The 26995-nt window shown below is 46.5% G+C and carries 26 protein-coding genes; 8 read left to right on the forward strand and 18 right to left on the reverse strand.

The annotated features are described in order from the left end of the window. Positions 1 to 2: 2 nt before the first annotated feature. Genes pdxA through CLC91_RS04815 form a run of 4 tightly spaced genes read left to right on the forward strand, consistent with a single transcriptional unit; the run spans position 3 to position 3017 of the window. Positions 3 to 989 carry a 4-hydroxythreonine-4-phosphate dehydrogenase PdxA gene (gene pdxA, locus CLC91_RS04800; RefSeq protein ID WP_095497937.1) on the forward strand — a complete coding sequence of 329 codons (987 nt, stop codon included), beginning with the start codon at positions 3 to 5 and terminating at the stop codon, positions 987 to 989. Further along, complete coding sequence (rsmA, locus tag CLC91_RS04805) at positions 986 to 1786, forward strand: 16S rRNA (adenine(1518)-N(6)/adenine(1519)-N(6))-dimethyltransferase RsmA (protein WP_095497936.1); 801 nt, start codon at positions 986 to 988, stop codon at positions 1784 to 1786. Before pdxA ends, rsmA begins: the two co-directional genes overlap by 4 nt. Positions 1787 to 1795: 9 nt before the next feature. Beyond that, entirely contained in the window at positions 1796 to 2179 is a 384-nt protein-coding gene (gene apaG, locus CLC91_RS04810) for a Co2+/Mg2+ efflux protein ApaG (RefSeq protein WP_095497935.1), read from the forward strand. A gap of 16 nt (positions 2180 to 2195) precedes the next feature. After that, entirely contained in the window at positions 2196 to 3017 is an 822-nt protein-coding gene (locus CLC91_RS04815) for a symmetrical bis(5'-nucleosyl)-tetraphosphatase (protein ID WP_095497934.1), read from the forward strand. Positions 3018 to 3027: 10 nt separating this feature from the next. On the opposite strand, the gene folA is transcribed toward CLC91_RS04815, so the two are convergent. Continuing rightward, on the reverse strand, positions 3028 to 3495 hold the full coding sequence (gene folA / locus CLC91_RS04820; RefSeq protein ID WP_408634214.1) for a type 3 dihydrofolate reductase: 468 nt from the start codon (positions 3493 to 3495) through the stop codon (positions 3028 to 3030). Positions 3496 to 3820: 325 nt separating this feature from the next. On the opposite strand from folA, the gene CLC91_RS04825 reads away from it, so the two are divergent. Both CLC91_RS04825 and CLC91_RS04830 read left to right on the forward strand, forming a co-directional pair. Continuing rightward, a complete protein-coding gene (locus tag CLC91_RS04825) occupies positions 3821 to 4255 on the forward strand; it encodes a hypothetical protein (protein WP_095497932.1) in 435 nt (144 codons plus the stop codon). Positions 4256 to 4358: 103 nt separating this feature from the next. Next, the gene (locus tag CLC91_RS04830) at positions 4359 to 4781 is read left to right on the forward strand and encodes a PH domain-containing protein (protein ID WP_095497931.1); all 423 of its coding nucleotides are present in this window, start codon (positions 4359 to 4361) and stop codon (positions 4779 to 4781) included. 523 nt (positions 4782 to 5304) lie between these two features. Here CLC91_RS04830 and CLC91_RS04840 read toward each other — a convergent pair. The 5 genes from CLC91_RS04840 to rplU form a co-directional block, all read right to left on the reverse strand. Further along, a complete protein-coding gene (locus CLC91_RS04840) occupies positions 5305 to 5649 on the reverse strand; it encodes a hypothetical protein (RefSeq protein WP_125828479.1) in 345 nt (114 codons plus the stop codon). 7 nt (positions 5650 to 5656) lie between these two features. Next, positions 5657 to 6601 (reverse strand): hypothetical protein, encoded by a 945-nt coding sequence (locus tag CLC91_RS04845; protein ID WP_095497928.1) that lies wholly within the window; start codon positions 6599 to 6601, stop codon positions 5657 to 5659. A gap of 369 nt (positions 6602 to 6970) precedes the next feature. Further along, positions 6971 to 8143, reverse strand: a complete 1173-nt coding sequence (cgtA, locus tag CLC91_RS04850; RefSeq protein WP_095497927.1) for an Obg family GTPase CgtA — start codon at positions 8141 to 8143, stop codon at positions 6971 to 6973. Positions 8144 to 8298: 155 nt separating this feature from the next. Next, on the reverse strand, positions 8299 to 8556 hold the full coding sequence (rpmA, locus tag CLC91_RS04855) for a 50S ribosomal protein L27 (RefSeq protein ID WP_095497926.1): 258 nt from the start codon (positions 8554 to 8556) through the stop codon (positions 8299 to 8301). A 16-nt stretch (positions 8557 to 8572) separates the two neighbouring features. Beyond that, positions 8573 to 8884, reverse strand: coding sequence for a 50S ribosomal protein L21 (gene rplU, locus CLC91_RS04860; RefSeq protein WP_095497925.1), 312 nt, complete (start codon positions 8882 to 8884; stop codon positions 8573 to 8575). A 282-nt stretch (positions 8885 to 9166) separates the two neighbouring features. On the opposite strand from rplU, the gene ispB reads away from it, so the two are divergent. Next, positions 9167 to 10138, forward strand: a complete 972-nt coding sequence (gene ispB, locus CLC91_RS04865; protein ID WP_095497924.1) for an octaprenyl diphosphate synthase — start codon at positions 9167 to 9169, stop codon at positions 10136 to 10138. A gap of 83 nt (positions 10139 to 10221) precedes the next feature. On the opposite strand, the gene mdh is transcribed toward ispB, so the two are convergent. Then, entirely contained in the window at positions 10222 to 11160 is a 939-nt protein-coding gene (mdh, locus tag CLC91_RS04870; RefSeq protein WP_095500072.1) for a malate dehydrogenase, read from the reverse strand. Positions 11161 to 11429: 269 nt separating this feature from the next. Here mdh and argR point away from each other — a divergent pair, with 269 nt between their 5' ends. After that, positions 11430 to 11900: a transcriptional regulator ArgR gene (gene argR, locus CLC91_RS04875; RefSeq protein ID WP_095500073.1), complete on the forward strand. Its 471-nt coding sequence runs from the start codon at positions 11430 to 11432 to the stop codon at positions 11898 to 11900. Between the two features lie 75 nt (positions 11901 to 11975). Here the strand turns inward: argR and CLC91_RS04880 are convergent, their stop codons facing one another. The 11 genes from CLC91_RS04880 to CLC91_RS04930 all read right to left on the reverse strand — a co-directional run bounded on the left by CLC91_RS04880 (position 11976) and on the right by CLC91_RS04930 (position 26994). Beyond that, positions 11976 to 12899 carry a Dyp-type peroxidase gene (locus CLC91_RS04880; RefSeq protein WP_198950910.1) on the reverse strand — a complete coding sequence of 308 codons (924 nt, stop codon included), beginning with the start codon at positions 12897 to 12899 and terminating at the stop codon, positions 11976 to 11978. Between the two features lie 88 nt (positions 12900 to 12987). Further along, positions 12988 to 14673: a gamma-glutamyltransferase gene (gene ggt / locus CLC91_RS04885; RefSeq protein WP_095497918.1), complete on the reverse strand. Its 1686-nt coding sequence runs from the start codon at positions 14671 to 14673 to the stop codon at positions 12988 to 12990. An 84-nt stretch (positions 14674 to 14757) separates the two neighbouring features. Further along, positions 14758 to 15792 carry an ABC transporter ATP-binding protein gene (locus tag CLC91_RS04890; protein WP_095497917.1) on the reverse strand — a complete coding sequence of 345 codons (1035 nt, stop codon included), beginning with the start codon at positions 15790 to 15792 and terminating at the stop codon, positions 14758 to 14760. A gap of 21 nt (positions 15793 to 15813) precedes the next feature. After that, positions 15814 to 17448: an ABC transporter permease gene (locus CLC91_RS04895; RefSeq protein WP_095497916.1), complete on the reverse strand. Its 1635-nt coding sequence runs from the start codon at positions 17446 to 17448 to the stop codon at positions 15814 to 15816. A 19-nt stretch (positions 17449 to 17467) separates the two neighbouring features. Continuing rightward, on the reverse strand, positions 17468 to 18478 hold the full coding sequence (locus CLC91_RS04900) for a Fe(3+) ABC transporter substrate-binding protein (RefSeq protein ID WP_095497915.1): 1011 nt from the start codon (positions 18476 to 18478) through the stop codon (positions 17468 to 17470). 159 nt (positions 18479 to 18637) lie between these two features. Continuing rightward, positions 18638 to 19888 (reverse strand): ammonium transporter, encoded by a 1251-nt coding sequence (locus CLC91_RS04905; RefSeq protein ID WP_095497914.1) that lies wholly within the window; start codon positions 19886 to 19888, stop codon positions 18638 to 18640. 11 nt (positions 19889 to 19899) lie between these two features. After that, the gene (glnK, locus tag CLC91_RS04910; RefSeq protein ID WP_095497913.1) at positions 19900 to 20238 is read right to left on the reverse strand and encodes a P-II family nitrogen regulator; all 339 of its coding nucleotides are present in this window, start codon (positions 20236 to 20238) and stop codon (positions 19900 to 19902) included. A 175-nt stretch (positions 20239 to 20413) separates the two neighbouring features. Continuing rightward, positions 20414 to 20830: an alternative ribosome rescue aminoacyl-tRNA hydrolase ArfB gene (arfB, locus tag CLC91_RS04915; RefSeq protein ID WP_095497912.1), complete on the reverse strand. Its 417-nt coding sequence runs from the start codon at positions 20828 to 20830 to the stop codon at positions 20414 to 20416. A 4-nt stretch (positions 20831 to 20834) separates the two neighbouring features. Then, on the reverse strand, positions 20835 to 22280 hold the full coding sequence (gene tldD / locus CLC91_RS04920; protein ID WP_095497911.1) for a metalloprotease TldD: 1446 nt from the start codon (positions 22278 to 22280) through the stop codon (positions 20835 to 20837). A gap of 21 nt (positions 22281 to 22301) precedes the next feature. Further along, positions 22302 to 23141 (reverse strand): carbon-nitrogen hydrolase family protein, encoded by an 840-nt coding sequence (locus CLC91_RS04925; protein ID WP_158220700.1) that lies wholly within the window; start codon positions 23139 to 23141, stop codon positions 22302 to 22304. Next, positions 23098 to 26994 carry a YhdP family protein gene (locus tag CLC91_RS04930; protein WP_095497909.1) on the reverse strand — a complete coding sequence of 1299 codons (3897 nt, stop codon included), beginning with the start codon at positions 26992 to 26994 and terminating at the stop codon, positions 23098 to 23100. The genes CLC91_RS04925 and CLC91_RS04930 overlap by 44 nt, the downstream gene beginning before the upstream one ends. Between the last annotated feature and the right edge of the window lies 1 nt (position 26995).

The following is a 26995-nucleotide window of genomic DNA, read 5'->3' on the forward strand; positions in this document are numbered from 1 at the left end:
TTTTGACCTTGAGAATCGCAGTTACACCGGGAGAGCCCGCCGGCATAGGACCGGACTTAGTGGTGCAATTAGCTCAACAGGACTGGCCGGTTGAGTTGGTGGTCTGCGCCAACCCTGAATTGATGAACAGCCGAGCCAAAAAGCTCGGCCTACCGTTAAATCTAAAGCCTTATCAACCGTCCTTGCCTGCGCAACCGCAGGCGGCGGGTACGCTTACCATTTCCCCTTTCCACCTCGATAACGAAGTTCAGCCGGGCAAGCTTGATGAAGCCAATGCCGCCTATGTGGTGGATACCTTAGGCTTTGCCGGTGAGAAAAACATGTCGGGTGAGTTTGACGCCGTGGTTACCGGCCCGGTTCATAAAGGCATTATCAATCAAGCAGGCATTAGCTTTAGCGGCCACACTGAGTTTTTTGCTCATCAAGCCGGCTGTAACGATGTGGTCATGATGCTCGCTACCGAAGGATTGCGGGTAGCATTAGTAACCACTCACATTCCTCTGGCTTACGTATCCAAAGCCGTTACCCGTGAACGCTTACAAAAAATTGTGCGCATTTTGCATAAAGATTTGGTGAGTAAGTTTGGCAATGACAACCCTAAAATTTACGTGTGTGGGATCAACCCCCACGCCGGCGAAGATGGCCATTTAGGCCGAGAAGAAATTGAAGTAATCAGCCCAGCCCTGGAAGAATTGAGAGAGGAAGGCATTCAGCTCGTTGGGCCGCTGCCCGCCGACACCCTATTCCAGCAAAAGTATCTCGACGATGCCGATTGTGTGTTGGCCATGTACCACGACCAAGGCTTGCCGGTGCTTAAATCCCGCGGCTTTGGTAAGTCGGTCAACATCACCTTAGGGCTGCCGTATATCAGAACCTCGGTAGATCATGGCACCGCTTTAGAACTGGCGGGCACTGGCGAAGCGGATCTCGGTAGCTTTATCTGCGCCCTTAACCAAGCCATTGAGTTGGCTGAGAGTAAAACCAAATGAGTAATAAGGTCCATTTAGGCCATCAAGCCCGTAAACGCTTTGGGCAAAACTTCTTAAACGACGACGCCATTATTGGTCGTATCGTGGCTGCAATTTCACCGGACAATGACCACACCATGGTTGAAATTGGGCCGGGCCTTGGCGCAATCACCGAACCCGTAGCCGAGCGCATTGACCGCTTAAACGTAGTGGAGTTAGACAAAGACTTAGTCGAACGGTTACAAAGTCATCCTTTTTTGTCGTCGAAATTAGCCATTCATCAAGGTGACGCGCTTAAATTTGATTTTAGCCAGCTGATTGAGCCGGGTAAGACAATGAAAGTCTTCGGAAATTTGCCTTACAACATTTCCACACCACTGATGTTTCATTTGTTCGAATACGCCGAGCACATCGCCAACATGCACTTTATGTTGCAAAAAGAAGTGGTGTTGCGATTGTCAGCGGCTCCCGGCAATAAAGCCTATGGTCGCCTAAGTGTGATGGCGCAGTATCACTGTCAGGTTATTCCGGTCTTGGAAGTTCCACCGGGCTGTTTTGTACCGCCGCCAAAAGTGGACTCAGCGGTAGTTCGCTTAGTTCCACACCAAACTAACCCGCACCCGTGCGACAACTTAGCAAAGTTACATCACGTGGTAAGTACCGCGTTTAATATGCGCCGTAAAACCCTTAGAAATAACCTTAAAAAGTTATTCAGTGATCAAGACTTTGAAGAGCTTTCTATCGATGCGAGCTTGCGCCCTGAACAAATCTCAGTGGCTCAATACGTCGCGTTGGCTAACCGCTTAGAATCGAGGTAGAACCCACTTATGACTGACTTGCTTGCCCAAGAAGTGAATGTATCCGTAATCAGCGAGTACGTAGCGCAACAATCGGATCCCTCCTTAGAAAAGTTCGTATACCAATACACAGTGACCATAGCTAATGAAGGCAGTCACCCAGTGACCATACTCGCTCGTCACTGGCTTATTACGGATGGTAACGGCAAGCTCAATGAAGTTCAGGGCGATGGTGTGATTGGCGAAACCCCAACCATTGAAGCCGGCGACAGCTTTACCTACACCTCTGCAGCCATGTTGGAAACGCAATTAGGCACCATGCAAGGCAGTTATACCGCTCAAGGCCAAAACCACGTTCAGTTTAAAATCCCAATCCCGGTATTTCGACTTGAGGTACCGGGCGTGGTCCATTAAGCGCTAGCTAAAGCACATGGCCACCTATATTGTGGGCGACCTTCAAGGTTGTTTCTTAGAACTTGAACAGCTGTTGCTGAAGGTCGACTTTAACCCCTCTACCGATACCCTTTGGGGCTGTGGCGATCTGATTGCCCGAGGCCCTGACTCGCTAAAAACCTTAAGCTACTTCTTCGAAAATCAAGACCATTGCCACGCCGTACTGGGTAACCACGATTTACATTTATTGGCTGTGGCCGCCAAGCTTAGGCGCTATAAACCCTCTGACTATTTAGACGAACTGCTACAATCACCGCGGTTACCGGATATGATCAATTGGCTGAGGCACCAGCCATTACTTAAACGCTTCAAACAAGAGAAAGTGGTATTAACCCACGCAGGCTTGCCACCGCAGTGGCGCGTAAGAGACGCCAGAAAGGCCGCCAAACAGGTGGAGAAGGTTCTGCAATCGGACGATTATTTAGCCTTTATCAAGGTCATGTACGGCGACCAACCCAGCTTATATGAAAACGCACAGTCGGAATTAGAAAAACTGCGATATACGGTTAATGCCTTAACCCGAATGCGTTATTTAACCGCAGATGGCGGCCTCGAATTTAAACACAAATTGGCAAAAGCAAAATCGGAACTGGTGCCCTGGTTTAAATACCCCACCAAGATCCGTAAATATCGATTAGTGTTCGGCCATTGGGGTGCCTTGATGGGACAAACCGGCTCACCCCACTACTTAGGTCTCGACACCGGCTGTGTGTGGGGTAATCAATTAACCATGTGGCATTTAGAAAGCGACCAAATCATCCGCCAAGACTCAATTAAAACAGCCCAGCGACTGGACTGACACAACCAAGCTATGGGCGTTTGTGATAGGTGCTAAACGCGTAGCCTAAGCCTTTACTATTAACGTGCTCACTGTGTTCAACACGCTGCCAACTGCCATCATCCCACTCGGGAAAACGCGTATCACCCTCAACCTGTAAATCGATGTGAGTCAGGTATAAACGCTCAGCAAACGGCAACATCATTTTATAAAGCTGGCCGCCGCCGATGATCATCAACTCATCAAGCTCAACGTCTTGGTTGGCAAGCTCGATAGCCTGCTCCACCGAACTCGCCACTGTCACGCCTTCTGGCGCATAGTCGTTTTGGCGACTGATGACAATATTAAGTCGACCCGGCAATGGCCTACCAATGGATTCAAACGTTTTTCGCCCCATGACCACAGGCTTACCCATGGTGGTGGCTTTAAAGTGCTTCAAATCCTCGGGAAGATGCCAAGGCATTTGGTTTTCAAAGCCAATGACTCGGTCGTGAGCCATGGCGGCGATAAGCGCGATCCGCATAGCGGTCTTTCCTTAAGAGGGCGAGATAATGTCCGCTATATTGTCAGTAAAAACCTAAGAAAACCAGTGAAAAACATTTCGCTATACACTCAGCGAACGTTAATTGGATAACGGGGATTGCGAGCCTTTCTTTCAGCCTTTAAAGGTTGTACAAAAAACATTCAAAACGATAGTGAACAATCGCTTTTTCCTCTACAATATGAAAAGCGACATCATAAATCTTGAAGAAGTAGCTAGATGATTGATGTTGGTTCTATTACTAGAGCTTTTTATGCTCTTACGGTTAAAAGGAAGTTAACCTATGAAATCAGGTTTATTGGTCTTTGTGCCTATTTGGGCTGCGCTTTTTTCTGGTACCACATTTGCTGATACAACGATTTACAGTTGCAGCCTCTGTGATACAGAAACGAAGGCTTTAGTGATCGCGAAACTAGCTGCGCGTGATCTTAGTTGTGAAAACGTTTTGTCTGATAAACCCGCACAACATGTTTGTGAATCTGATGGCAAAATATTGATTGTCGCCAGCTCAGAACACCAACAAGCCTGGAAATTCAGAGTAAATAAAACTGTGTTTCTAAGCCCTGATGGTTCGCCATCGACACCCTTTGTTTCGGCAACTCAATTACCGCTGTCTAACGATGATTATGATGGCGTAGAGTACTTTTACGATATAGACCAGCGGTTTAGGGAAGCTGCCTCAAGTGTAGCTATTCCGTTCAGTTCTCCCCCTATTTAACTCCACCTGATTACAATGACGGCGAATTTGGTTATACGACGGGATCTTTCGGCGTCAGTTTTGAAGCTAAACATTTTAAGTCTTAAGAATTCAGCGAGGTAGTATGATCTTTTATTCAAAAATGGATTGGTGGCTTTCTCTTATTATGGTTGCCACTATTTGTATTTGCAGTTACTCAGTTTACACTGCATTTTTTCGCGAATCGGCACCGCCTTCATGGTTTACAATTGGGCTTATAGTTATTGTTGGAATTTTTCTACCAATCTCAATTCTATCATCCACTAAGTATCAGGTTGACGGCAATATGCTTAGTATAAATTCAGGACCATTTTCTTGGAAAGTAGAGATAAGTAGTATTAAGTCAATACGAAAGACTCGCTCTATAATCTCATCGCCTGCTTTGTCACTCGACAGAATAGAACTGCAACACAGCAATGGAATCATTTTAGTTTCTCCATCCAATAAAGATGAATTCGTAAAAGCATTAAATGCAGTTAGAGAGAAAAAACTGACTCTTGAGAACTAAGAAGTCCGTGGCAGGGTATCAAGAACTAAAATAGAAAGGAGTCTCAAACTAATTTTTTGTAACTTCTATTTAAAATGGGGGATTACAATATCATCTCTAATGAGCAGTTAAATAGTTTTGCTGTGGTAACTAAAATTATTTATTTATCATATAAATTAGGATCTTCATAATTAAATACATAACTGCCAAAGCTTTTATATAATTATGTTTATCTGCGAATGAGCCGAAGAGAACATACCCGCTAAGTGTATCTGCAATTTGCCTAGAACCATTAAAGAAAATAATCCAAATACATATTGATACTTGAATAATAAATGTCATGAAATCCTCGCAAAGATCTAAGTTTACTTCTAAAAGCTACCCTGATACAGTTCGCGTACAGTACTTCCGTGCTTATCACTCATCAGTCAGACAAAAAAACTGATAAGAACTGGTAACTCTAGACACTTTTTATGGGTCCATAATTTACCATAAAAATTGTCAAGAGTTACCAGTACTTATCATAATTATTCAGAAGAATATCTTATGAAACTATAAAACAACAACTCATAACCACTATCGAAATGACACCTAATACAAGCCATCCTGTTTTTAATAAGGAAAATTCTTTTTTGTTAATTTTGTCTATGTCTGCAATTGAAACTTCAACCTTTTCACCTGATATCTTTTTAGAGTCAATTGCTTTAACAGTAAACTCATGAGTTACACCTTGCTTTGTGATAACTAGTACTTCATCACCAACTTCTACATGCTTTATCAATTCAGCATGAGAGTTGACATGAACATTATCAACGACTTTCATTGACGAACAGCCACCTAAAAAAAGCACAAAGACCACCACAGAAAAAATCTTTAATATATTCATCATTATGTTCCTATGGCTCTATATCACATGGTGTAGAAGTACAAGAATTTACATAAAATGACTCATCGATCACTATATAATCTTTACCGTCATTATTATCAACCCTCAAGTAGCCGTTGATATACATCATGCCTCCGGCTGGTGGTGTAGTTTTTCTGTAGTCACTATCAAATTCTTCTTGGTGATTATGAGCCATGTGCCATTTGTAATTAACTGGCTGCCCTTTAGACAAATCCGAATGAAGTATAAAGGCTTGTGTATATCCTCTAAAAGTTTCCGATTGCTTATAGTAAATCGCTTCAGGTCCTGATGTATTTAGGTAATTATTTTGAATATGGGATACAACTGAATTGGTCCAGTTGGTGTAGTCATCATCAGAGTCGATTTCGTTTAATGAATATAGGTTAAGTAAATCAAACTCCTCTGCTGTAGTTGGGTTTCTCCCTACGCGAGAATTAAATTCATTTTTAACATAGTTAATCATATCAGGGTTGTATCGATCCGTGTATTTAGGCGTGGTTACGCAACTTTCCACAGCAATGTTACTTTCCGCGTGCCCTGCAATTGAGATCGCTGTATTTACACCGTAATTATAATGATCAATGCCATTGGCTTGAACCGCTTCAACAAAAGTGTCTGCATACACCTTACATAAAGGGTCAATTCCACATTCATCATAAAGGTTTTCTCTAAACTCATGATCGCATGCTTGTTGCGTTTTTCCTACCGTTTGATAACAGATATCATGAGCATTACAAGAAGGAGTAAAGTCTCCTGAGTAAGGAGATGCTATGACTTCGGCAATAGATTCGACAAATTCACCATAATTTTCACCTATATCATCAAATGAACAACCATTTGTCACTTTAGTCGACACTGGGCAAAGGTGAACGGTAGCCACAGATAGGTTTGAAAAACTTAGCAAGACTGCTAGTGGAATTATTTTTTTTAACATACAAAATCCTTGTATTACAAAATCCTTGTTTTTATTTTTTTCAATGACTTACTTTACTAAGCGGTAGCAATTTAACAACATTTCAGATTATTTTCAATTGATGGAGTTACAAATCGATAACATAAAATTTTTTTGTAAGGTTGCCGCCAATCTCATGACGGCATTACCTGTAGTGGTCAAATTCACTATGCCACTACATAGCAACTAATTTAGTGGTATTCATTGGAATCGCCCCGACAACTTCGGAGACAAATTTATTTAAGTTATGTTGCCCGGCCGTCTTATAGTTGTCTGAATGTTGTAGAGGATATAGAAAAAAGCAGACTTGAATGCTTGCTGTTCAAGTCTGCTCTTAGATTCCTTTAGCCTTTACTTCTCGTAAATGACTTCAACGTCGTAATCGTCCTCGTCCCAATCATCGTCATCATCTTCTTCATAATTCGGATTCAGATCATCTTGCGACATGCTGGCTTTGTGGTAACTGTCCCACTTAAATTCAACCTCTTGCTTGTCGTCATCGGACAGGTCTTCTTTGGGCAAGCTGTCTAGGAAATAGAGCAGCTCTTTTGCCAAGGCTTCGGTACCGTCTCGGTTAAACGCCGAGATGTGAAACACTTTTCCTTCCCAATCAAGCGCTTGTTGAATGGCATCCATCTTTTCTTGGAGCTCTTCTTCGAGCACTAAATCGGTTTTGTTGAACACCAACCAGCGAGGTTTACTGGCCAGCTCTGGTGAATACTGTTCCAATTCCGCCACAATCGCTTTGGCGTTTTCCACCGGATCGGCACCATCAAAGGGTTCAATATCGATAAGGTGCAGTAGCACTCGGCAACGCTCAAGATGCTTAAGGAAACGAATGCCTAAACCGGCACCGTCTGCAGCCCCTTCAATGAGTCCCGGAATGTCAGCAATCACGAAGCTTCGACCCGGCTCAGGGTTCACCACACCAAGATTCGGAACAAGGGTGGTAAATGGGTAATCCGCTACTTTTGGCTTGGCTTTAGATACTGAGCGAATAAAGGTCGACTTACCGGCGTTTGGCATGCCCAGTAAGCCCACATCCGCCAACAGCAGTAGCTCTAATCTGAGGCTGCGAATTTCCCCTGGCGTTCCCAAGGTTTTTTGACGTGGAGCACGGTTGGTCGAGCTTTTAAAGCGGGTATTACCCAAGCCATGAAAGCCTCCTTTCGCCACCATAAGCTTTTGCCCATGCTCGGTGAGATCGCCTACGATCTCGTCCGTTTCTTCGTCGACTGCTCGAGTACCTACAGGTACCGGCAATATCAGATCTTGACCACGCTTACCGGTACAGTCGGAACCGCGACCATTCTCACCTCGCTCGGCACGATGAAAACGCTCGAAACGAAAATCAATCAGCGTATTTAGGTTCTCGTCTGCCAGCAAATAAACGTCACCGCCATCACCGCCGTCGCCACCGTCTGGGCCACCACGGGGTACGTATTTTTCCCGACGAAAACTGGAGCAACCGCTGCCACCGTCTCCGGCCTCAACTCGAATTCTCGCTTCATCTACAAATTTCATTGTTACTCCGGTCTCGCTGGGGTTTCATCTGTGAGCAGTCGCATTAATCGAACCACTCATAGACATTACACAGTGGATTATATGTGCAAATTTATTGTGACGCCAAAAGAAAAGCCCCGCCTAACGGCAGGGCTTTTTGAAATCTCGGTCAGTAATTACTCAGCAACGATGCTTACGTATTTACGGTTCTTAGGACCTTTAACTTCAAATTGTACTTTACCGTCTGCAGTAGCAAACAAAGTGTGGTCTTTACCACAACCTACGTTGTTACCGGCGTGGAATTTAGTACCACGTTGACGAACGATGATGTTACCTGCTAGTACAGATTCACCACCAAAACGCTTAACACCTAAACGTTTACTTTCTGAATCGCGGCCATTTCGAGTGGAACCGCCAGCCTTTTTATGTGCCATGAGTATTCTCTCCTAATTAAGCGTTGATGCCAGTGATTTTCACTTCGGTGAACCACTGACGGTGGCCTTGTTGCTTGCGCGAGTGCTTACGACGACGGAACTTAACGATTTTTACTTTATCGCCACGACCGTGTGTTACCACTTCAGCAACAACTTTAGAACCCGCAACGTAAGGGGCACCTACTTGAACGTTTTCGCCGTCAGCAACAAGCAAAACGTTATCAAATTCAACAGTAGAACCAGTTTCTACTTCCAATTTCTCCAGACGAAGGGTTTGACCCTCTGCCACGCGGTGTTGTTTACCGCCACTTTGGAAAACAGCGTACATAGCTATTTCACTCCACGAAAGATGCACATTCTAAAGCTATGGATTTAGCATTTAGATGCGACTTAAATTTATAGACAATGGCCGCGGATTATACGGATAAGATTCGCAACTCGCAAGCAGTATTTAGAAAACTTCTAGCAAGGGCCAATTGTTGGCATCTAAAGTCGGCTTTGATGCTGTGAAACTCACGCTTTTAGGGTACCATCACAGATTAAATTAAATCCTTCGGCTTGTTCGTTATTATAGAACATACCGCGTTTATGTAACGACTTTGAGTTTGCTATGAACCTAAATGCCATCCGTGAACTAACGGATCACGATATGCAACAAGTAAATCAACTGATCATTGAGCAGTTGCAATCCGACGTTGCGTTAATTAACCAGCTCAGCTTCTACATTATTAATAGTGGCGGCAAACGCATGCGACCTATGCTGTGTGCTCTGTCAGCCAATGCCTTGGGTTACCAAGGCGATAAGCACTATAAGCTGGCCGCCATTGTCGAGTTCATTCATACCTCAACCCTGTTACACGACGACGTAGTGGATGAGTCTACCTTACGCCGAGGACGGGAAACCGCCAATGCCTTGTTTGGCAACAGTGCTAGCGTGCTGGTTGGTGACTTTTTATACACCCGTGCTTTCCAGTTGATGACCGAAATGGAAAGCTTGGAAATCATGAAGGAATTGGCCAAGACCACCAACATTTTGGCCGAAGGTGAAGTATTGCAGTTAATGAATTGCAATGACCCAGATACCACCGAAGAAAGCTACATGCGTGTTATCTATTGCAAAACCGCTAAATTATTCGAAGCCTGTACTCGCCTTGGCGGAATGCTTGCCGGTGCCAATGAGCAACAGCAGCAAGCCCTGTCGGATTACGGCACCTACCTGGGTACCGCCTTTCAATTGGCAGACGACTTGCTCGATTACACCGCCGATGCCGACGAATTAGGCAAGAACATTGGTGACGACTTGGCGGAAGGCAAACCAACCTTACCACTCATTTATGCCATGGCTCACGGTAGCGAGTCGCAACGACAAATGATTCGTCGCGCCATCGAAACCGGTGACGGCACCGAAGTAGTGGATAAAGTCGTGGAAGCACTGCAACAAAGCGGAGCACTCGACTACACCTTAAAAGTGGCTCACAGAGAGTCTCAGAAAGCCATAGACGCTTTATCATGTCTACCAGACAGTGACAGCAAGCAAGCCTTAATCGGCTTGGCTAAGCTAGCGGTTGATCGCAACAGCTAACAAGCTGTTCTCACTCAGCCGGTAAATCGCACAAAAAAGCGCGCTCCTAATGGGCGCGCTTTTTGTTGAGGCTTTTAAACAGATTAGCTATTGATAAAATCAACGCCTAATTGAATGTCGCCTTTCAAGGTTGGTAGCATTTCATCGCGAGCCTTAGCTTCAAACGCACTTAGCTCACCATAGGACAATACTTGTTTAACACCGTTTTTACCTAACTTAACCGGTTGGGCAAAGAACTCGGCATGCTCGCTGCCGCCATCAACGTAAGCACATTCCACTACGTTGTCTTCACCTTCCAAGCCTTTAATCAACGACAGACCAAAGCGACACGCCGCTTGTCCCATTGATAAGGTTGCCGAACCGCCACCCGCTTTTGCTTCAACTACTTCGGTACCGGCATTTTGAATGCGGTGAGTTAACGCCGCTACTTCTTCATCACTAAATTGCGCGCCTTCTACTTGAGACAATAGCGGCAAAATGGTTACGCCACTGTGGCCGCCAATAACCGGTACGCGAACAGTATCTACGTCTAACCCTTTTGCTTCAGCAACAAAAGCTTCGGCACGGATAACGTCTAAGGTGGTCACGCCAAACAGTTTACGCTTATCGTAAACACCGGCTTTTTTAAGTACCTCGGCAGCAATCGCTACTGTGGTGTTAACTGGGTTGGTAATCAAGCCAATGAGTGCTTGTGGGCAGTTATCAGCGCATGCCTGAATCAAGCCTCGAACGATGCCGGCGTTGATGTTAAACAAGTCAGAACGGTCCATGCCCGGCTTGCGAGCGACACCGGCTGAGATTAGCACCACATCGGCACCTTTAAGCGCCGGTGAAGCATCTTCACCTGCAAAACCTGTCACTTTAATATCGGTTGGGATATGACTAAGATCCGCGGCAACACCAGGCGTAACCGGGGCGATATCGTATAAGGCTAATTCCGAGCCTTTCGGTAAACGGTTTTTGAGTAACAAGGCTAATGCTTGACCAATGCCACCAGCGGCACCCAATACTGCAACTTTCATACTTCTCTCCAATTATCCGTGGATATTTGTTATTTTTACGCCAATTGTCACCGTCATAGAACTGTGAGGTGAGTCTCAATTTTGAGGTGTGGCGAAACCTTACTTTATCCCTTGCCAAAGTTCAATTGTTTGAGCGTGTAAAAAGTCTCAACTTATTGCCAATGTAAACAAAAGAAAACGAATAAATATTCACTTCCGCTAACTAAAGTTTGACTTAAGCATTAATTTTATGCACTATCGACCGAAATTATGAATAAAGAAGTAAACCTATGCGCACATCCAGTTCTCAAGACGAACTCGTCAAAGCATTTAAAGCCTTATTAAAACAAGAAAAGTTTGGCTCACAAGGAGAAATAGTCACCGCCTTGCAAGCGCTTGGTTATGACAATATCAACCAATCCAAAGTATCGCGCATGCTCAGTAAGTTCGGCGCAGTGCGCACTCGCAACGCCAAACAAGAAATGGTTTATTGCTTACCTGCAGAGTTGGGTGTACCTACGGCCGGTAGCCCGTTGAAAAACTTGGTGATAGACGTGGATCATAACCACGCCATGATAGTGGTGCGAACAAGCCCTGGAGCCGCGCAGCTTATTGCTCGTCTGCTCGACTCCATTGGTAAAGCCGACGGTATTTTAGGCACCATTGCTGGAGATGACACCATTTTCATTGCGCCTGCAGACGCCAGTCGCATCGAGTTCACCTTAGATACGGTTTGCGAGTTGTTTAATTTCAGCCGCTAGTCTCTAAGGCAAAGAATAATACAATCGAAAAAGGCAACCCAGTGGTTGCCTTTTTTGAAGCACTTCAAGCCGTCGCTAGTCGTCGGCAAACTCTTCTAAAAACTCCATACTCGGCGCAAAAAAAGAAGACCCGGTAACCGCTTGGGTAAAGTTCATCAAGTGGTCGTAATGGCCGTGGCCATCACCTTTCATCATGGACTCCAACATAGCCTCAAAGTTGCGAGAATTAGCGCACAAAGAAATGAAGAACAAGCCTTGGGATTTTACTCCGCCAAAGGGCATGCTTTGACGCAAAATCTCCATCGACTGTCCATCTTCATCTTTAAGGTTTACCCGCTTGATGTGGCTGGTTAACGGCTTGTCTGCACTGGCATACTCGACGTTATCTTGCTTAGTACGACCAATAATGTCTTCCTGCTGTTTCACCGGCAATTGGTTCCAGCTCGACAAGTTGTGAATGAACTTTTGGGTGTGAATGTAACTGCCGCCCTGAAACTGGCGATCTTCAGACCCGACAATGGCCACTTTAGCGCGGTTACTGCCTTGCGGGTTTTCGGTTCCATCCACGAATCCGGTTAGGTCTCGATTTTCTAAGAAACGAAAACCTCGCTCTTCGTCCACTAATTCCATCAAGCCATCCATCATGGTCACAATCTGATTAGCCACCAAATGATTGATGTCATAGCGATCGCTGCGAATGTGGACAAACACATCGTATTCATAAGCTGGTGCTTCTCGACCTTCCGCTTTCATATTAGGAAACGACTTAAGCCCCAATGGTCTTGCACCGGAGTACAAACTGTCCCAATAATTAGCGCCAATGGCCACAAAACCATTAAACGCAGGCTCACAATATTGATCCGACAATTCTTCAATAAAGCGGGCTACGCTGGCCAAACAGGGGCGAAGCCGCGACTCCACACCTTCAAAGGCGTTAAACATTAAATAAACGCTGTGTAAATTACCTTCGGCGCAAAGGCCGGCTTGGGCACGAGCCATAGTTGTGTTTTCCATTGCGAACATCCTAATCAATCGGATGCGTATTATGTGTTAATTTAGCAATCATTTCCTAGCGGTAGATCAAAGCTTAGAAACCTGCCGCTTGACCATCTTTACGACTCTCAGAAGCCCCAGCATACACGCCGTTGGCGTCTTTGCGGATGGCTTGATAACCGCCAAAAGGCCCGTTTTTATTGGTCAGGGTGTGCCCCTTTTCCATGAGTGCTCGGCGCACCTCCCACGAATAGCCCGATTCTAGACTTACGTAACCGCCATCGGTCATTACTTCTCCGGTGGGTTGGCTTGAGCCAGTATGTAATATTCTAGGCGCATCCCCTGCTTCTTGCAGGTTCATTCCGAAATCAACAATGTTCATTAGCACTTGAGCGTGCATTTGAGGCTGAGTACCGCCCCCCATAACACCATAGCTTATCCAAGGCTTACCGTCTTTAGTAACAAAGGCTGGAATAATGGTATGAAACGGCCTTTTATTGGGGGCGTAAGAATTAAGGTGGCCTGGCTCTAGGTTGAACATTTCACCGCGGTCTTGCAGAACAAAGCCGGTGCCGGTTGGGGTCATACCCGAACCCATGCCGCGATAATTCGATTGAATCAAAGACACCATATTGCCGTCTTTATCGGCGGTGGTTAGATAAATGGTATCGCCGTGCAGTAGCGCTGGATTGCCTGGGTCAACCGATTTCATGGCTTTGTTGGGGTCGATAAGTTTGCGTCTTTTATCGGCGTATTCCTTAGACACTAACTCGGCTACCGGAATGTCGTGAAAAGCCGGATCTGCATAAAACTTGGCTCTGTCGGCAAAGGCGAGCTTTTTCGCTTCCACAAATAGATGAGCAAATTCAGCTCCAAATCTGTCCATTGACTTAATGTCGTAGCCTTCCAGAATTTTCAGTATTTGCTGCGCGGCAATCCCTTGGCCGTTGGGTGGCAATTCCCATAAGGTGACCCCTCGATAATCCGCCGCTATCGGCTCTACCCACTCACCTTGATGGCTGCTTAAATCTTGGTAGCTCAAAAAGCCGTCATTTTCTGCCATGTACTTATCAATAGCCTTGGCAATATCGCCTTTATAGAAACCATCGCGTCCTTGTTTGGCCAAAATGCGATAACTCTTCGCTAAGTCCGGGTTTTTAAAGATCTCGCCGGTTTGCGGCATTTTGCCATTGGCCATAAAGGTGTCTGAAAAGTTTGGAAATTGCGACAGTTTAGGTGCGCTGCGATTCATGTAATAGGCAATAAGCTCAGATACTGGAAACCCCTTTTCTGCGTAGTCAATCGCCGGTTGCAGCAGACTCGCCATTGGGGTCTTACCAAACTTGTCGTGCAATGCATACCACGCATCCACAGTACCAGGAACGGATACAGGTAACGGTCCGTGGGAAGGAATTTGAGATAAACCTAGGCTTTGAAAGTGCTCAAGAGTAAGCGATTGGGGCGAACGACCAGAGCCATTGTAACCATATAACTTGCCGTCTTTTTCGCTCCAGACGATGGCAAACAAGTCACCGCCGATTCCGCAACCTGTCGGCTCCACGAGCCCTAACACGGCGTTCGCGGCAATGGCGGCGTCCATGGCGGTACCGCCGGCTTTTAGCACATCCAACCCAACCTGAGTTGCTAACGGCTGACTGGTTGCCACCATTCCGTTACTGGCGTACACCTCTGAGCGACTGGCAAACTCGTGGCCGGTGACTCTATCAAACGCTTGACTCGTGAACGATAGCAAACTCATTGCTACAACAAACCACTTCATGCTACTGCCTTATCTTGTTATTTATTTGTGTTAAGGCATTAAAACATTTAGTTTAATTTTCAGTCAATAAGCTGCGTTACTTGGTTATTGCTCGAACAGCACCAATGGATGCGCATGGGTCGATAACGACACTTGCTGTCCGAGTTGCAGCTGCGTGAGCTGTGAGCGAACTTGAATCTGGTGCTCGGCTAAGGCCACAGTGTAATAGCAATAATTACCTAAGAAGCGGCGCTCCTTGATAACCGCAGGCCCGGTATCACTGGCGGCCAGTTGAATTTGTTGAGGACGTAAAAACAGCCGATAAGAAGCTTTAGGATCCGCATCCAATTTGGCGCTTGAGGTTACCAGCCCTAACGGAGTGACCACTTGATTGTCGGAATAAACTTGAGCATCAATGTAATTACCTTCCCCTAAAAACTCAGCAACGTATAGCTCTTTAGGGTTAAAGTACAGTTGCTCTGGGGTACCGGTTTGAACAATGCGCCCTTCTTTAAACAAGGCCAGCCTATCGGCAAACTCAAACGCTTCGTCTTTTGAGTGGGTTACGAAAATTGCGGTGACTTGCTGCTGCTTTAAAATCGCTCGAATCTCTGCCATCAACTGACCACGTACTTGGGCGTCGATGTTGGAAAAGGGTTCATCGAGTAACAATACGTCGGGCTTGTAAGCCAATGAGCGGGCAATGGATACTCGCTGTTGCTGGCCACCGGATAACTCGTGAGGATAACGCTCACCCAAGCCGTTGAGTTTAACTAACTCCAGCATTTCATCAATGCGTTTGGTTCTTGCTTGCGATGACAACGCCTGCAATCCAAAGCCAATGTTTTGCGCCACGTTCAAGTGCGGAAACAAAGCATAATCTTGGAAAATCATCCCTAAACCACGGTGTTCCGACGGCATCATATATTCGGCACTCGACACCAATCGAGAACCGACATGAATGCTGCCATCAGACACAGGTTGCAAACCCGAAATTGCTCGAAGCAAAGTGGTTTTCCCGCAGCCAGACGGACCGAGAAGCGCCAATATTTCTCCAGCTTCTACCTGTAAATCCAAATTTTGCAGAACCGGTTTTCCCTGGTAACTGCTGCTGACTTGACTAATGGTTAAATCGGCCATATCGATGCAATACTCTTGCCTTTAGTGATTCGTTTGCTCTAACGAGCGATTCAGTAAAATAATAGGAACCAATCCCACCAATACAATGACAATAGCAGGTAATGCTCCTTGTTCTAACATTTCGTCAGAGACAAATTGATACACGTAAGTGGCCAAGTTTTCAAACCCTATGGGGCGCAGCAACAGTGCTGCGGGAAGTTCTTTCATGGATTCGATAAACACTAACAAACTGCCAGCCAACAGCCCTTTTCGCAACAATGGAAAGTGAACCCTACCCAATAAACGCCACGGGCCGCTGCCCATGGTTATGCTGGCCATATCCAATGATGGCGATATGCGCTTATAACTGTTCTCAACACTGCCAATGGTGATGGCACAAAAACGCACTGAAAAGGCTAACACCAGCGCGAACGTTCCACCGGATAACCACAATCCAGGTCGTTGCCAAGCCATGTAGTCAGCGAGATCGTTAATGGCAAAATCCAACGCCGTTAACGGTATCAAAACGCCAATGGCCAATACCGTACCCGGAATGGCGTAGCCCATGCTGCCAATGCGCGGAAAAACCGAGTCTATTTTTCGTGGGCTGATGCGACGGACAAACATCAACATGAGCGAAAACAGGCAACAAACGATAGCCACCACAAGGGAAATCCACAGACTGTTTAGGCTGTACTCTAAGAATTTCGCATTCCAACTGACGTCAAAATAGTTAATGGCGTAATCTAGCAACACCGCGAACGGCAAGAAAAAGGCTAATAGCAAAATGAGCGAACAAAAGCCGGTGGCGAGCCAGCCTTTAGTCCCGCTCAACTGATAGACAAAATCTTGCGGTTTATCATCTTGTTTTTGATAATGCTTTTGTTTGCGACGAGCGTAACGCTCTGCACCAATAACGGCGAAAATCACCAATAGCGTTATACAGCTTAGTTTGGCGGCAGCCCCTAAACTTCCTAGGCCCAACCAGGTGTCATAAATCGCGGTGGTCAGCGTAGATACCGCAAAATAATTAACCGTCGCAAAGTCGGCAATGGTTTCCATCGCCACTAATGAAACCCCCACCGCAAGCGCCGGTCGAACCATAGGCACACTCAACCGAAAAAAGCTGCGCCAAGGGCTACACCCCATGATGCGACTGGCTTGTACAAGATTAGATGATTGTTCTAAAAAGGCGGTTCGTGCCAGCAAGTACACGTAAGGAAACAGCACCAAAGCCAACATGATGGCGGCGCCACCTAAACTGCGAACCTCTGGAAAATAATAGTCGGCTGGGGAAGAGAAGCCCATGATGTAACGCAGCCCACGTTGCACCGGACCGGCGTAATCGAACAGATCCGTATACACATAAGCAACCAAATACGATGGCATCGCCAAGGGTAACAGCAATGCCCATTGAAACACCTTATGCCCGGGAAAGCGGCACATAGCCAACAACCAAGCCAGTGGGGTACCAATAAGCAGGCTGCCCACTCCAACCAGCACCACCAGTAATACGGTATTGCCCACGTAGTGCCATAAAACCGTATCCTTTAGATGCTGAAAAACCGCTTCATCAGGCAGTAGGCTTTGTCCTACGAGCGCCAGAAGCGGTAATAAAAAGATGGATGCTAACATCAAGCCAGACAACGACCAGCGTCTGGCTAATCCATGAATCACTTAAAACCTCATATTGTTGTTATAGGTCGAATTTTACCTTGTTCAGTAATTTTACAGCCGCGGCATGGTTATCTGCCAAGGCCTGTATTGGCAGATCGTCTGCCTTAAATTCGCCCCAAGATGCTACCATTTTTGATACAGGAACGTCTGCTTTTACCGGATATTCCATGTTTAATTCAGCGTATTGTTGTTGTGCTTGGTCTGATGATAGGTATTCAATCAACTGAGTAGCGTTATCAACATTGGCGCTGTATTTAGCTAAAGCCACACCGGATACATTAATGTGCGAGCCACGATTGCTTTGATTTGGGAAGTTTAATACCACGGCATCCGCCCAAGTCTTTTGCTCCGCATCTTGCATCATTTTGCCGTAATAGTAGGAGTTGCCAATAGCGTAGTCACACAGACCTTCTTTTACGGCTTTTACCTGACCGCGGTCGTTGCCTTGTGGTTTGCGGGCTAAATTGGCTTTAACACCTTTTAACCAAGTTTCAGTGTCCGCTTCACCATGATGAGCAATCATGGATGCTACTAACGACACGTTGTAAGGATGCTGTCCTTGGCGCATGCATATTTTGCCCTTAAATTTAGGGTCCGCTAAGTCTTCGTAGTTGAGGTCGACTGCGCCAACCCGCTCTTTAGATGAATACACGTTACGAACGCGACTGGTTAGTGCAAACCATTGGTTGTTAGGGTCACGAAATTGGGCAGGGATATTGTTATTAACTGTATCACTGTTAACCGGCTGCACTAGCCCCATATCCACCATTTCCATTAAACGAGAAAAGTCAGACGTTAACACCAAGTCCACCGGAGAAAGGCGACCTTCACGCTTGATGCGCTCTGCAATACCCTTCTTAGAGAATACTACCTCTACCTCAATGCCGGTCTTAGTGGTGAAATCCTGCAAAATCGGGTCAATTAAAAAGGGTTGGCGATACGAATAAACCGTTAACTTTTCAGCAGCCGCAACTCCCATGCTCGCCAGTAATAACCCAATAAGTGCAGCACCTTTACTCCAATGACGCATGACCTTTTCCTTAATCTTTTAATTACAAATAGAAATTATTATCAATTGCATTAAGATACAAAATTAATAACAAGTTGGCAATGCGCTTGCGCGGTTAACTTTGTCCAAACCTAAAAAAGCCCCGCGATTTCGCGAGGCTTCTAAAATTATCGCTACCGATTAACCGTTAGACTTTACCGTGAAGAATTCAGGATAAGCTTCAATACCGCAATCGGAAACATCCATACCTTGGTACTCTTCCTCTTCGCTCACTCGAATACCGTAGGTTTTCTTTAGTACAAACCACACAGCGAACGATGCACAGAATACCCAACCGAAAATAACCGCAGCGCCAAATAGCTGACCACCAAAGGTGGCATCAGCATTGGATAGCGGCACGGCCAGCAAACCGAATAAACCTGCAACACCGTGAACTGAAATCGCGCCTACTGGATCATCAATTTTGATGCGATCGAAGCTCACAATCGAGAACACCACTAAACCACCAGCAGCCAAACCAATCAGTCCTGCCATGGTTAAACTCGGTGAAAGTGGATCCGCAGTAATCGCAACTAGGCCAGCCAAAGCACCATTGAGAATCATGGTTAAGTCTGCTTTACCCCATACTAAGCGACACACAATGAGCGCAGAAATGGCACCAAATGCAGCTGCAGAGTTAGTATTCACAAAGATTTTTGCAACCGCTGAGGCGTTCTCCGCATCAGACACCAACAGTTGCGAGCCACCGTTAAAGCCAAACCAACCCATCCATAAAATAAAGGTACCTAAAGTAGCTAATGGCAAGTTACTTCCTGGAATCGGGTTAACCTGACCGTTAGCACCGTACTTGCCTTTACGCGCTCCTAATAAAAGTACCCCAGCGATTGCTGCAGCTGCACCAGCCATATGAACGATGCCCGAACCAGCGAAATCTACAAATCCAGCTTGAGAGATAAAGCCACCCCCCCAGGTCCAATACCCCTCAACTGGATAGATAACACCGGTTAACACTACAGCAAACGCTAGGAATGCCCACAGTTTCATACGCTCTGCTACCGCGCCTGAAACAATCGACATTGCTGTGGCAACGAACACCACCTGAAAGAAGAAGTCAGATTCAAGAGCGTGATCGGCCCCTTCTGCTTGACTACCAATCAAAGCACCAAAGCTTGGCAACCAGCCACCTTCAGCATTGTCGACGTACATGATGTTATAGCCCACAAGCAAATACATGATGCAAGCTATTGAATATAAACAAACGTTTTTAGTTAGAATCTCAGTGGTATTTTTAGAGCGAACCAATCCCGCTTCTAACATGGCAAAACCAGCAGCCATCCACATCACCAAAGCACCGGAAATCAGGAAGTAAAACGTATCCAATGCAAAACGTAACTCTGTTACGGTTAAACCTAATTCTTGTAATTGTTCCATTTTTTAAGCTCCTAAATTGCTTCAACGTCCATTTCGCCGGTACGGATTCGGATGATTTGCGACAACTCACTGACAAAGATTTTGCCGTCACCAATCTTGCCGGTTTTAGCGGCGTTTGTGATGGCTTCTATGACGCGTTCAACCGACTCAGTATGAACAGCAATTTCAAGCTTAACTTTGGGCAAAAAGTCCACCTGATATTCCGCACCGCGGTACAGTTCGGTGTGCCCTTTTTGACGGCCAAACCCTTTCACTTCTGACACCGTTAGGCCATCGACACCTATTTCACTGATGGCTTCACGCACATCGTCGAGCTTAAACGGTTTAATTATTGCGGTAACCAGCTTCATAAATCCTCCACAGTTCCATGTAATTGTATATCTGCTATCACTAATACAATTCACAAGCCAACTTTGTAAGGTATTGATAAACTAAGAATTTATAAAAACAAGAAACACAATATGCACCGAGATGGTGCAATAGAGTAACGAGCGCACCAGAGCGATGCACAAAAATTAGGCAATGTTAGAATTTGGGTTTGGCGCGGCCGGCTTTGGTATCAGAACGTCGCTTTTTGCTATCAACTCGACGGCGTTGCGAGGCTTTGGTCGGTTTGGTTGGAATTCGTTTTTTTTGTACCAAGGTTACGCTTTTTATTAACGCTACTAAACTTTCTAACGCCGCTTGACGATTATCGAATTGAGAGCGAGTTCCTTGGGATTTAATGATGATTTTTCCGCTGGCGCTAATGCGGTGGTCTCGCAAGTTAAGCAGCCTATTTTTATAGTAATCCGGCAAACTGCTGGCGCTTATATCAAAAATAAGGACCGCTGCCGAGGAGGTCTTATTAACGTGCTGCCCCCCTGCACCTTGAGCACGCACGAACTGCCATTGCAGCTCGTGCTCCTGTAATTGTACTTGATTGGAGATCCTAACAGCCATTGGCCTATGCGGTACCACCCACCGTCATTTTGTCTAAACGTAGGCTAGGCTGGCCTACCCCAACTGGAACGCTTTGACCGTCTTTACCACAGACTCCAACCCCTGGGTCTAAGGATAAATCGTTCCCCACCATGGAGATGTGTCCCATGGATTCAGGGCCGTTACCAATTAACGTAGCGCCTTTAATGGCTTGGGTAATCTCGCCTTTTTCAATCAGGTACGCTTCGGAGGCCGAGAACACAAACTTTCCAGACGTGATATCCACTTGACCACCACCAAAATTCGGAGCGTAAATGCCTTTATCTACCGAGGCAATGATGTCTTTAGGATCACTTTTTCCGGCTTCCATATAGGTATTAGTCATTCGTGGCATCGGCAAGTGAGCGTATGATTCACGACGGCCATTACCTGTGCTGTTCAACCCCATTAAGTGTGCATTATGCTTATCAAACAGGTAACCCTTTAGAATGCCATTTTCAATAAGCACGTTTTTCTGAGTAGGCGTACCTTCGTCATCAATGGACAAAGAGCCGCGTCGATCGGCAATGGTGCCATCATCGATAACGGTCACCAACTCTGACGCAACTTGTTGGCCAATTTTGTTGCTAAACGTCGACGAACCCTTGCGGTTAAAGTCACCTTCTAAGCCATGCCCAACCGCTTCGTGCAGCAAGACTCCGGGCCACCCAGCACCCAAGACTACCGGCATTTCCCCTGCTGGCGCATCCACTGCCGTTAGGTTAACTTGAGCCATTCGCAAAGCCTCTCGGGCAAACTCAAACGCCTTAGGTTGAGCGTCTTCTGCCAACGCAAAGAAGGGTTGATAGTCGTGACGACCACCGCCACCGGCACTGCCCCGCTCGCGCTTGTCACCTTCCACCAGCAACACGCTGCAATTTAATCGCACTAAGGGGCGAACATCACCCGCTAAAGTGCCGTCACTGGCCACCACCAACACTCGCTCGAATACGCCGGATAAGCTAATGCTCACTTGTTCAATGCGACTGTCGAGCCCTCGCACATATGCGTCGATGTCGCGTAGCAGTTGTATTTTCGCCGCTTCTTGCAGCGACGCTATAGGGTCGTCCTGTTGATAGCGTGCGTGTTGACTCTTTCTGGTAAAGGCTTTTGCTGAAGCAGAGTGTCCAGCAAGTCCAATACCGCGAGCCGCAACAACGGAGCTCTCCAGCGCCGACGCCGAAATATCATCGGCATAAGCGAAACCAGTTTTCTCGCCGCTAATCGCTCGAACCCCAAGACCTCGCTCAATGTGAAAACTGCCGTCTTTAATGATGCCATCTTCAAAGACCCAATGCTCATTGCGACTGTCTTGCAAATATATGTCTGCAAAATCAATACGGTGCTGATGAGCCACCGCTAATTGTTGGTGGAGCTTGTCTAAATCCAGCTGGCCAGGTAGTAGCAATTGCTGAGAAAGGGTTTCGATCATAGGGTTCTCAATTTAACAAAGTTATTTAGGCGACTTAAGCTTAGCTTGCGCAAATCGCTTATGTTGTTGAATAGGCATCATACGCTGAATGTCATCGATTTGGCTAACATCTATGTCACTGGTGAGCCAACCACTGCCTTGCGCTTTTTCGGCCAAGATGCGCCCCCAGGGATCAATAATCATTGAATGGCCCCAGGTTGTTCGGCCATTATCGTGTTGCCCCCACTGGCCTACCGCAAGTATAAAGCATTGATTTTCAATGGCTCTTGCCTGCAACAATGGCTGCCAATGGGCACGACCGGTTTTCGCTGTAAACGCCGACGGCACCGTAATTAGGTGCGCGCCCAGTGCTTTGTAATGTTGGAATAACTCAGGAAAGCGTAAATCGTAACAAACGGTAAGTCCCAGTGTTAGCGAGCCACAGTCAATCAAACTCGGCTGATCACCGGCAGCGAAATGTTCGCTTTCACGGTAGGCGCCACTGCGGTCACGGATGTCCACATCAAATAAATGCATTTTGTCGTAATGGCCAAGCAGCTGCCCCTGCGGCCCCCAAACCAAACAGCGACTGTAGCAACGCTCGTTGGTTGCGGGTACCGGCACGGTGCCGGCCACTATGATTAAGGCGTACTGTTTCGCCAGCTCACTGCACAAGCGGGTAATGGAGTCTGTATTGCTGGCCAAATCTCGATTTTGTTGATGGTATTGCGCGAAGACCCAAGCCGCTTCCGGTAGCAGTGCAAGCTGTACCGTCGAAGCCGGTGTCCTGTGCTGAAACTGCTGATGAAAGGCTTGTTCAATAACCCTTAGATTGTCTTCAAACTTCTGGCTCGACTGCATCTGCAGTAGGTTTACCTTCACTCTCGACTCCCTGCTCTGGCTCTGTTTTTGGCAGTATGGATTCCGGCACCTCAATTTCCTTACTCTTGCGTCCGGTTTCATTAACTAGCGGCTCGTAAATGGTTCCGGTGAGGCGGAATCGAATTTCAGAGATGACTTCGATGACCGGTTGCAACACCTTACTGATGGCGAACGCGCCGATACCTAAATTCCATGCACTGGTGGTAAGCAGCACCACGGTCGGTACGCTGGACGCTAAGTGCGGTGAGAAGCGCACGTCATAGTCAATGCTGTCATCTAATAAGTTGGTATAACCCTTCACTTTTAACAGACCTGCCGTGCCGTCAATTACCGCATTATCGGTATTAACGATGCCGTCTTTTAAATCCAAATCGCCACTGAATTTATTGTAGTAAAAGCCTTTACCAAAGACATCGGTAAAGTCCAAAGACAGTTTTCTAACCAAGGATTCCAAGCTGAACAAAGAGAAAATTCGAGTGCCTTTGTCACTCACCTGAGAAAGGTGACCTTTGCCCATTTCGAAACTAACCTTGCCATTAAGTGAGGCGACATCCGGCGAATAAGGAGCACCGTTCCAGCTCAACGTCGCCTGAGTCGATAAGGGGCTGTCTTTTACTCCAGGACTGATATTGAGCACTCGGGTGAGCTCGTCAAACTGCTTGGCCGTTAAATCAAACTCCAATTCGGTTTGATTTCGATCTTTGTGATACCACATGCCACGTCCATTAAGTGACGAATAGTCGTCATTTATGCGTAACGCTTGGATCTGATAGCCTTCATCAACCGGTGACGCCTGCATCACCACATGGCCTAAGTGATAGTCGTACAACTTAAAGTCGTCAATATCTAAGGCGAGCGGTGGCAGCGACTCGGCAATCTGATGGTGGTCAACTGACTGCTCATCGGCGTCATCGAACTGAGGAGCAATATGCAATTTAGACGCCACCAATTTAAGCCCTTGCTCGCTCCAATTTGGGTAGAAGGTCAGGCCGGCATCGACCTGCGGCGAATTCGCTAACACTTGCCAGAAATTATTGTCTGGTTCGGCAACCAAATTCAGATCGCTAAAATGAGCGCCAAAGATGTCGAACGACTTAAAATCGCCTTGAATGAAGGTCAGTGCCGGGAACAGTGGTGTACGTTCTTTCGCAGCCACTTCTTCTTCAACTTTATCAATGTCTTGGATAAAGCTTTGGATCACCGGCAGCCATTCACCAAAATCCGCTTCAGCTAACTGAATATTAATGTGCCCTTGACGGCGTCTAACGTTATCCCCTAGCTTAAATAAGCGACCGACCATGAGATCGTAGTGCGCAATTTGAGCGCCGTGCTCTTCATCAAAACCGGCCCAAAACTCCGCCGCGTCATCATATTTAACACCCAAAAACAGTTGTTTACTGTCGCCTATTAGTTCGGCTCGTAACTGCCTTGAGGCACCAAGCGGTTTAGCCAGCGGCTCAGGCAAGGTTAATACAGCCTGCTCAAGGTCGCTGTTAACCTGAGCTTGGATTCTAAAGCCGGTATCATCAAATACCATTCTTACGCGACCACGCCAATCTAACTGTCCGGAGTAGTAGTCGGTTAGCGCGTTGTCCAATTTTGGTGGTAGTTCATCCACTTGCCAACTGCCGTTGAGCTTAATACTGACCCCGTAGTCATCATTGAGATTATCCGCATCAATAGTGATCTGGGTGGGCTGACCATACAGCTTAGCCTGTAGCTCTTGGGCGGTCACTTTGGCATTTTCAAAGCTGACGGTGCCCGACATCTCATCCAGCTGCATACCCGGCTGATTGACGTATACCGGCGTATCCTTCAGGTAAACATCCCCTTTAGCGAGGAGCTCTCCTTCTGGATATAAAGGTATGTCTAAGTCTATGTTGGCCCGAATTGGCCCATTAATTTCAACCACCTCAAGGGTTTTACCCACCGAGCCTGACAAGGCTGAATTCACCATGACGTCGGTAACATCGGCGCCCTGCGCCGTTAAATCGGCTATCACCCGCAACTGCGATTGACTTTGCAAACGCTCAATACCCACAAACGCACCATCGGCATCTACATTCAGCAGCTTTCCCTTGACTACGTTTAAGTCCATGCGCGCATCTTCAAACAATGCATCTAACGTCAGCTCAGAGACTGCTGGCCAATCCGGTTGAAACTCAAACTCGCCCTTTTGCAGTTGAAAACCCGCCTGAAAGGTTCCCTGTTTGTCATCATAGGGGAATTCGCCTAAGCGTCCTTGCCAAACGATGTTAGCGTCGGCAATCTTGCCCTTAACTAACGCCGCTCCTAAATAGTTAGATAAAGGCATGCCCATGGCTTGCTTAGGGAATAGCTGCTCGACTTTAGCTACATCGCTAATGGCGGCGCTCGCCGATAAACTAAGTAGCGGCGACTGTTCCTCTGTTAACAGCAAGGCCGCGCGAGCGTCTAGGGTTAGCAGGTCCGACTGTAACTGCAAACGGGGAATCAACAGTTGACTGCCGGCATCGGTTTGCTGCCACGCCAGCCCCGTGGATTCCAGTTGGTAGTTGGCGCTGGGAATCCCCTCACTGGGCATACCAAAACGAATGGATTGCTTGGGTAGCTCAGCATTGATAATGTCGCCTTTGGATGCCATCACCAATTGTAAATCGGCGACCTCTGGCAAATTACCAAAAGCATTCCAGCTCAATCCGTTACCTTGAACCCCGGTTAGCCATTCGCCGTCTTTGGCCTTTTGCAACTGCAATTTGGAGACAGTACCACTGGGTGACATCGCCATCCATTGTTCGATGTGAGCCAATTTAATACCTGGAATAAGCGGTAAAAAAGGCTCTAAATTTGCCAAATCAATCCGGTTTAAAAACAACCCAAACTGTTGCGGGCTGGCATTAATAAATACCCCAAAATCTTGCCAAGCTTGATTGTTTGAAACGATATCGAAATCGCGGCTGGTCATCTGCCAGCCTTGTTGATTCGGCAACCACTGTAAGACTCCCGAACGAATTTCAAAGGTTTGCGGTTGTTGCTGGTATTGCCATTGCAGCTGGCTAGGGGAAAACTCCAATATGGCGGTTTGAAAGGCTCGGTTGTTAAATCGCGACCACAGCTCAAAATTGACTAAGCCGGTAAGCTGTAATTCTTGTTGCAGGGCTCCGGGGTGCCACTTACCTAAATCCAATTGCTCCGCTGCGACGTAAAATTCACCCTTTAAATTGTCCGGATCAAAGCCGTTGCCACGCATCTGCACGCTTAAACGAAGTTGCTCATCGTTATCGGGATCTGCATCTAAACCAATATAGCCACTGCCCTTATGGTTTAAACCTTTGTTGAGCCATTTAAATTCACTGAGATATATGGGGTTGCTGCGTTTGTTGTTTCGCTTAAGGGTAACCTGCGCCTCTGTGATAGAATAACGATCGAGCTGCTCAAGCAATAAAGCGTATAACCAATCACTATTCCCTTGAGAGGTAGGCGAGTCCAAAATGTCTAAATCCAGCTCGAACTTAAGGCCGTCAAACCCCACATCTTCAACCTGAGGTGTGGCGGTAACTAGGGTCTGCCAAAAGTCCAGTTTGAGGTGAATTTTGTCAACCGTCATCGACACTGGAAGCGCTGATTGTTGTGGAATCACCAATTCATTAATGGTTAGCTCTGGGCCATAGGCGGCCCAAGCTGCTTCCATGCTGCCAATCTCTATATTAACGTGGTACTGACTGGCAATATAATTCTCGACATCCGCTTTTAATTGATTGAGTTGCGGCAATAATCCCCGAACCAAACTCACGGTCAAGGCAAACAGCACCAGCACAATGGCAAGCCCGATTCCAAGTTGACGAGTGAGTTTAGACAGAAATTGAATGGCCATG

The sequence above is a fragment of the Paraferrimonas haliotis genome (genome assembly GCF_002282895.1).
In the GTDB taxonomy this organism is placed as follows: Bacteria; Pseudomonadota; Gammaproteobacteria; order Enterobacterales; family Shewanellaceae; genus Paraferrimonas; species Paraferrimonas haliotis.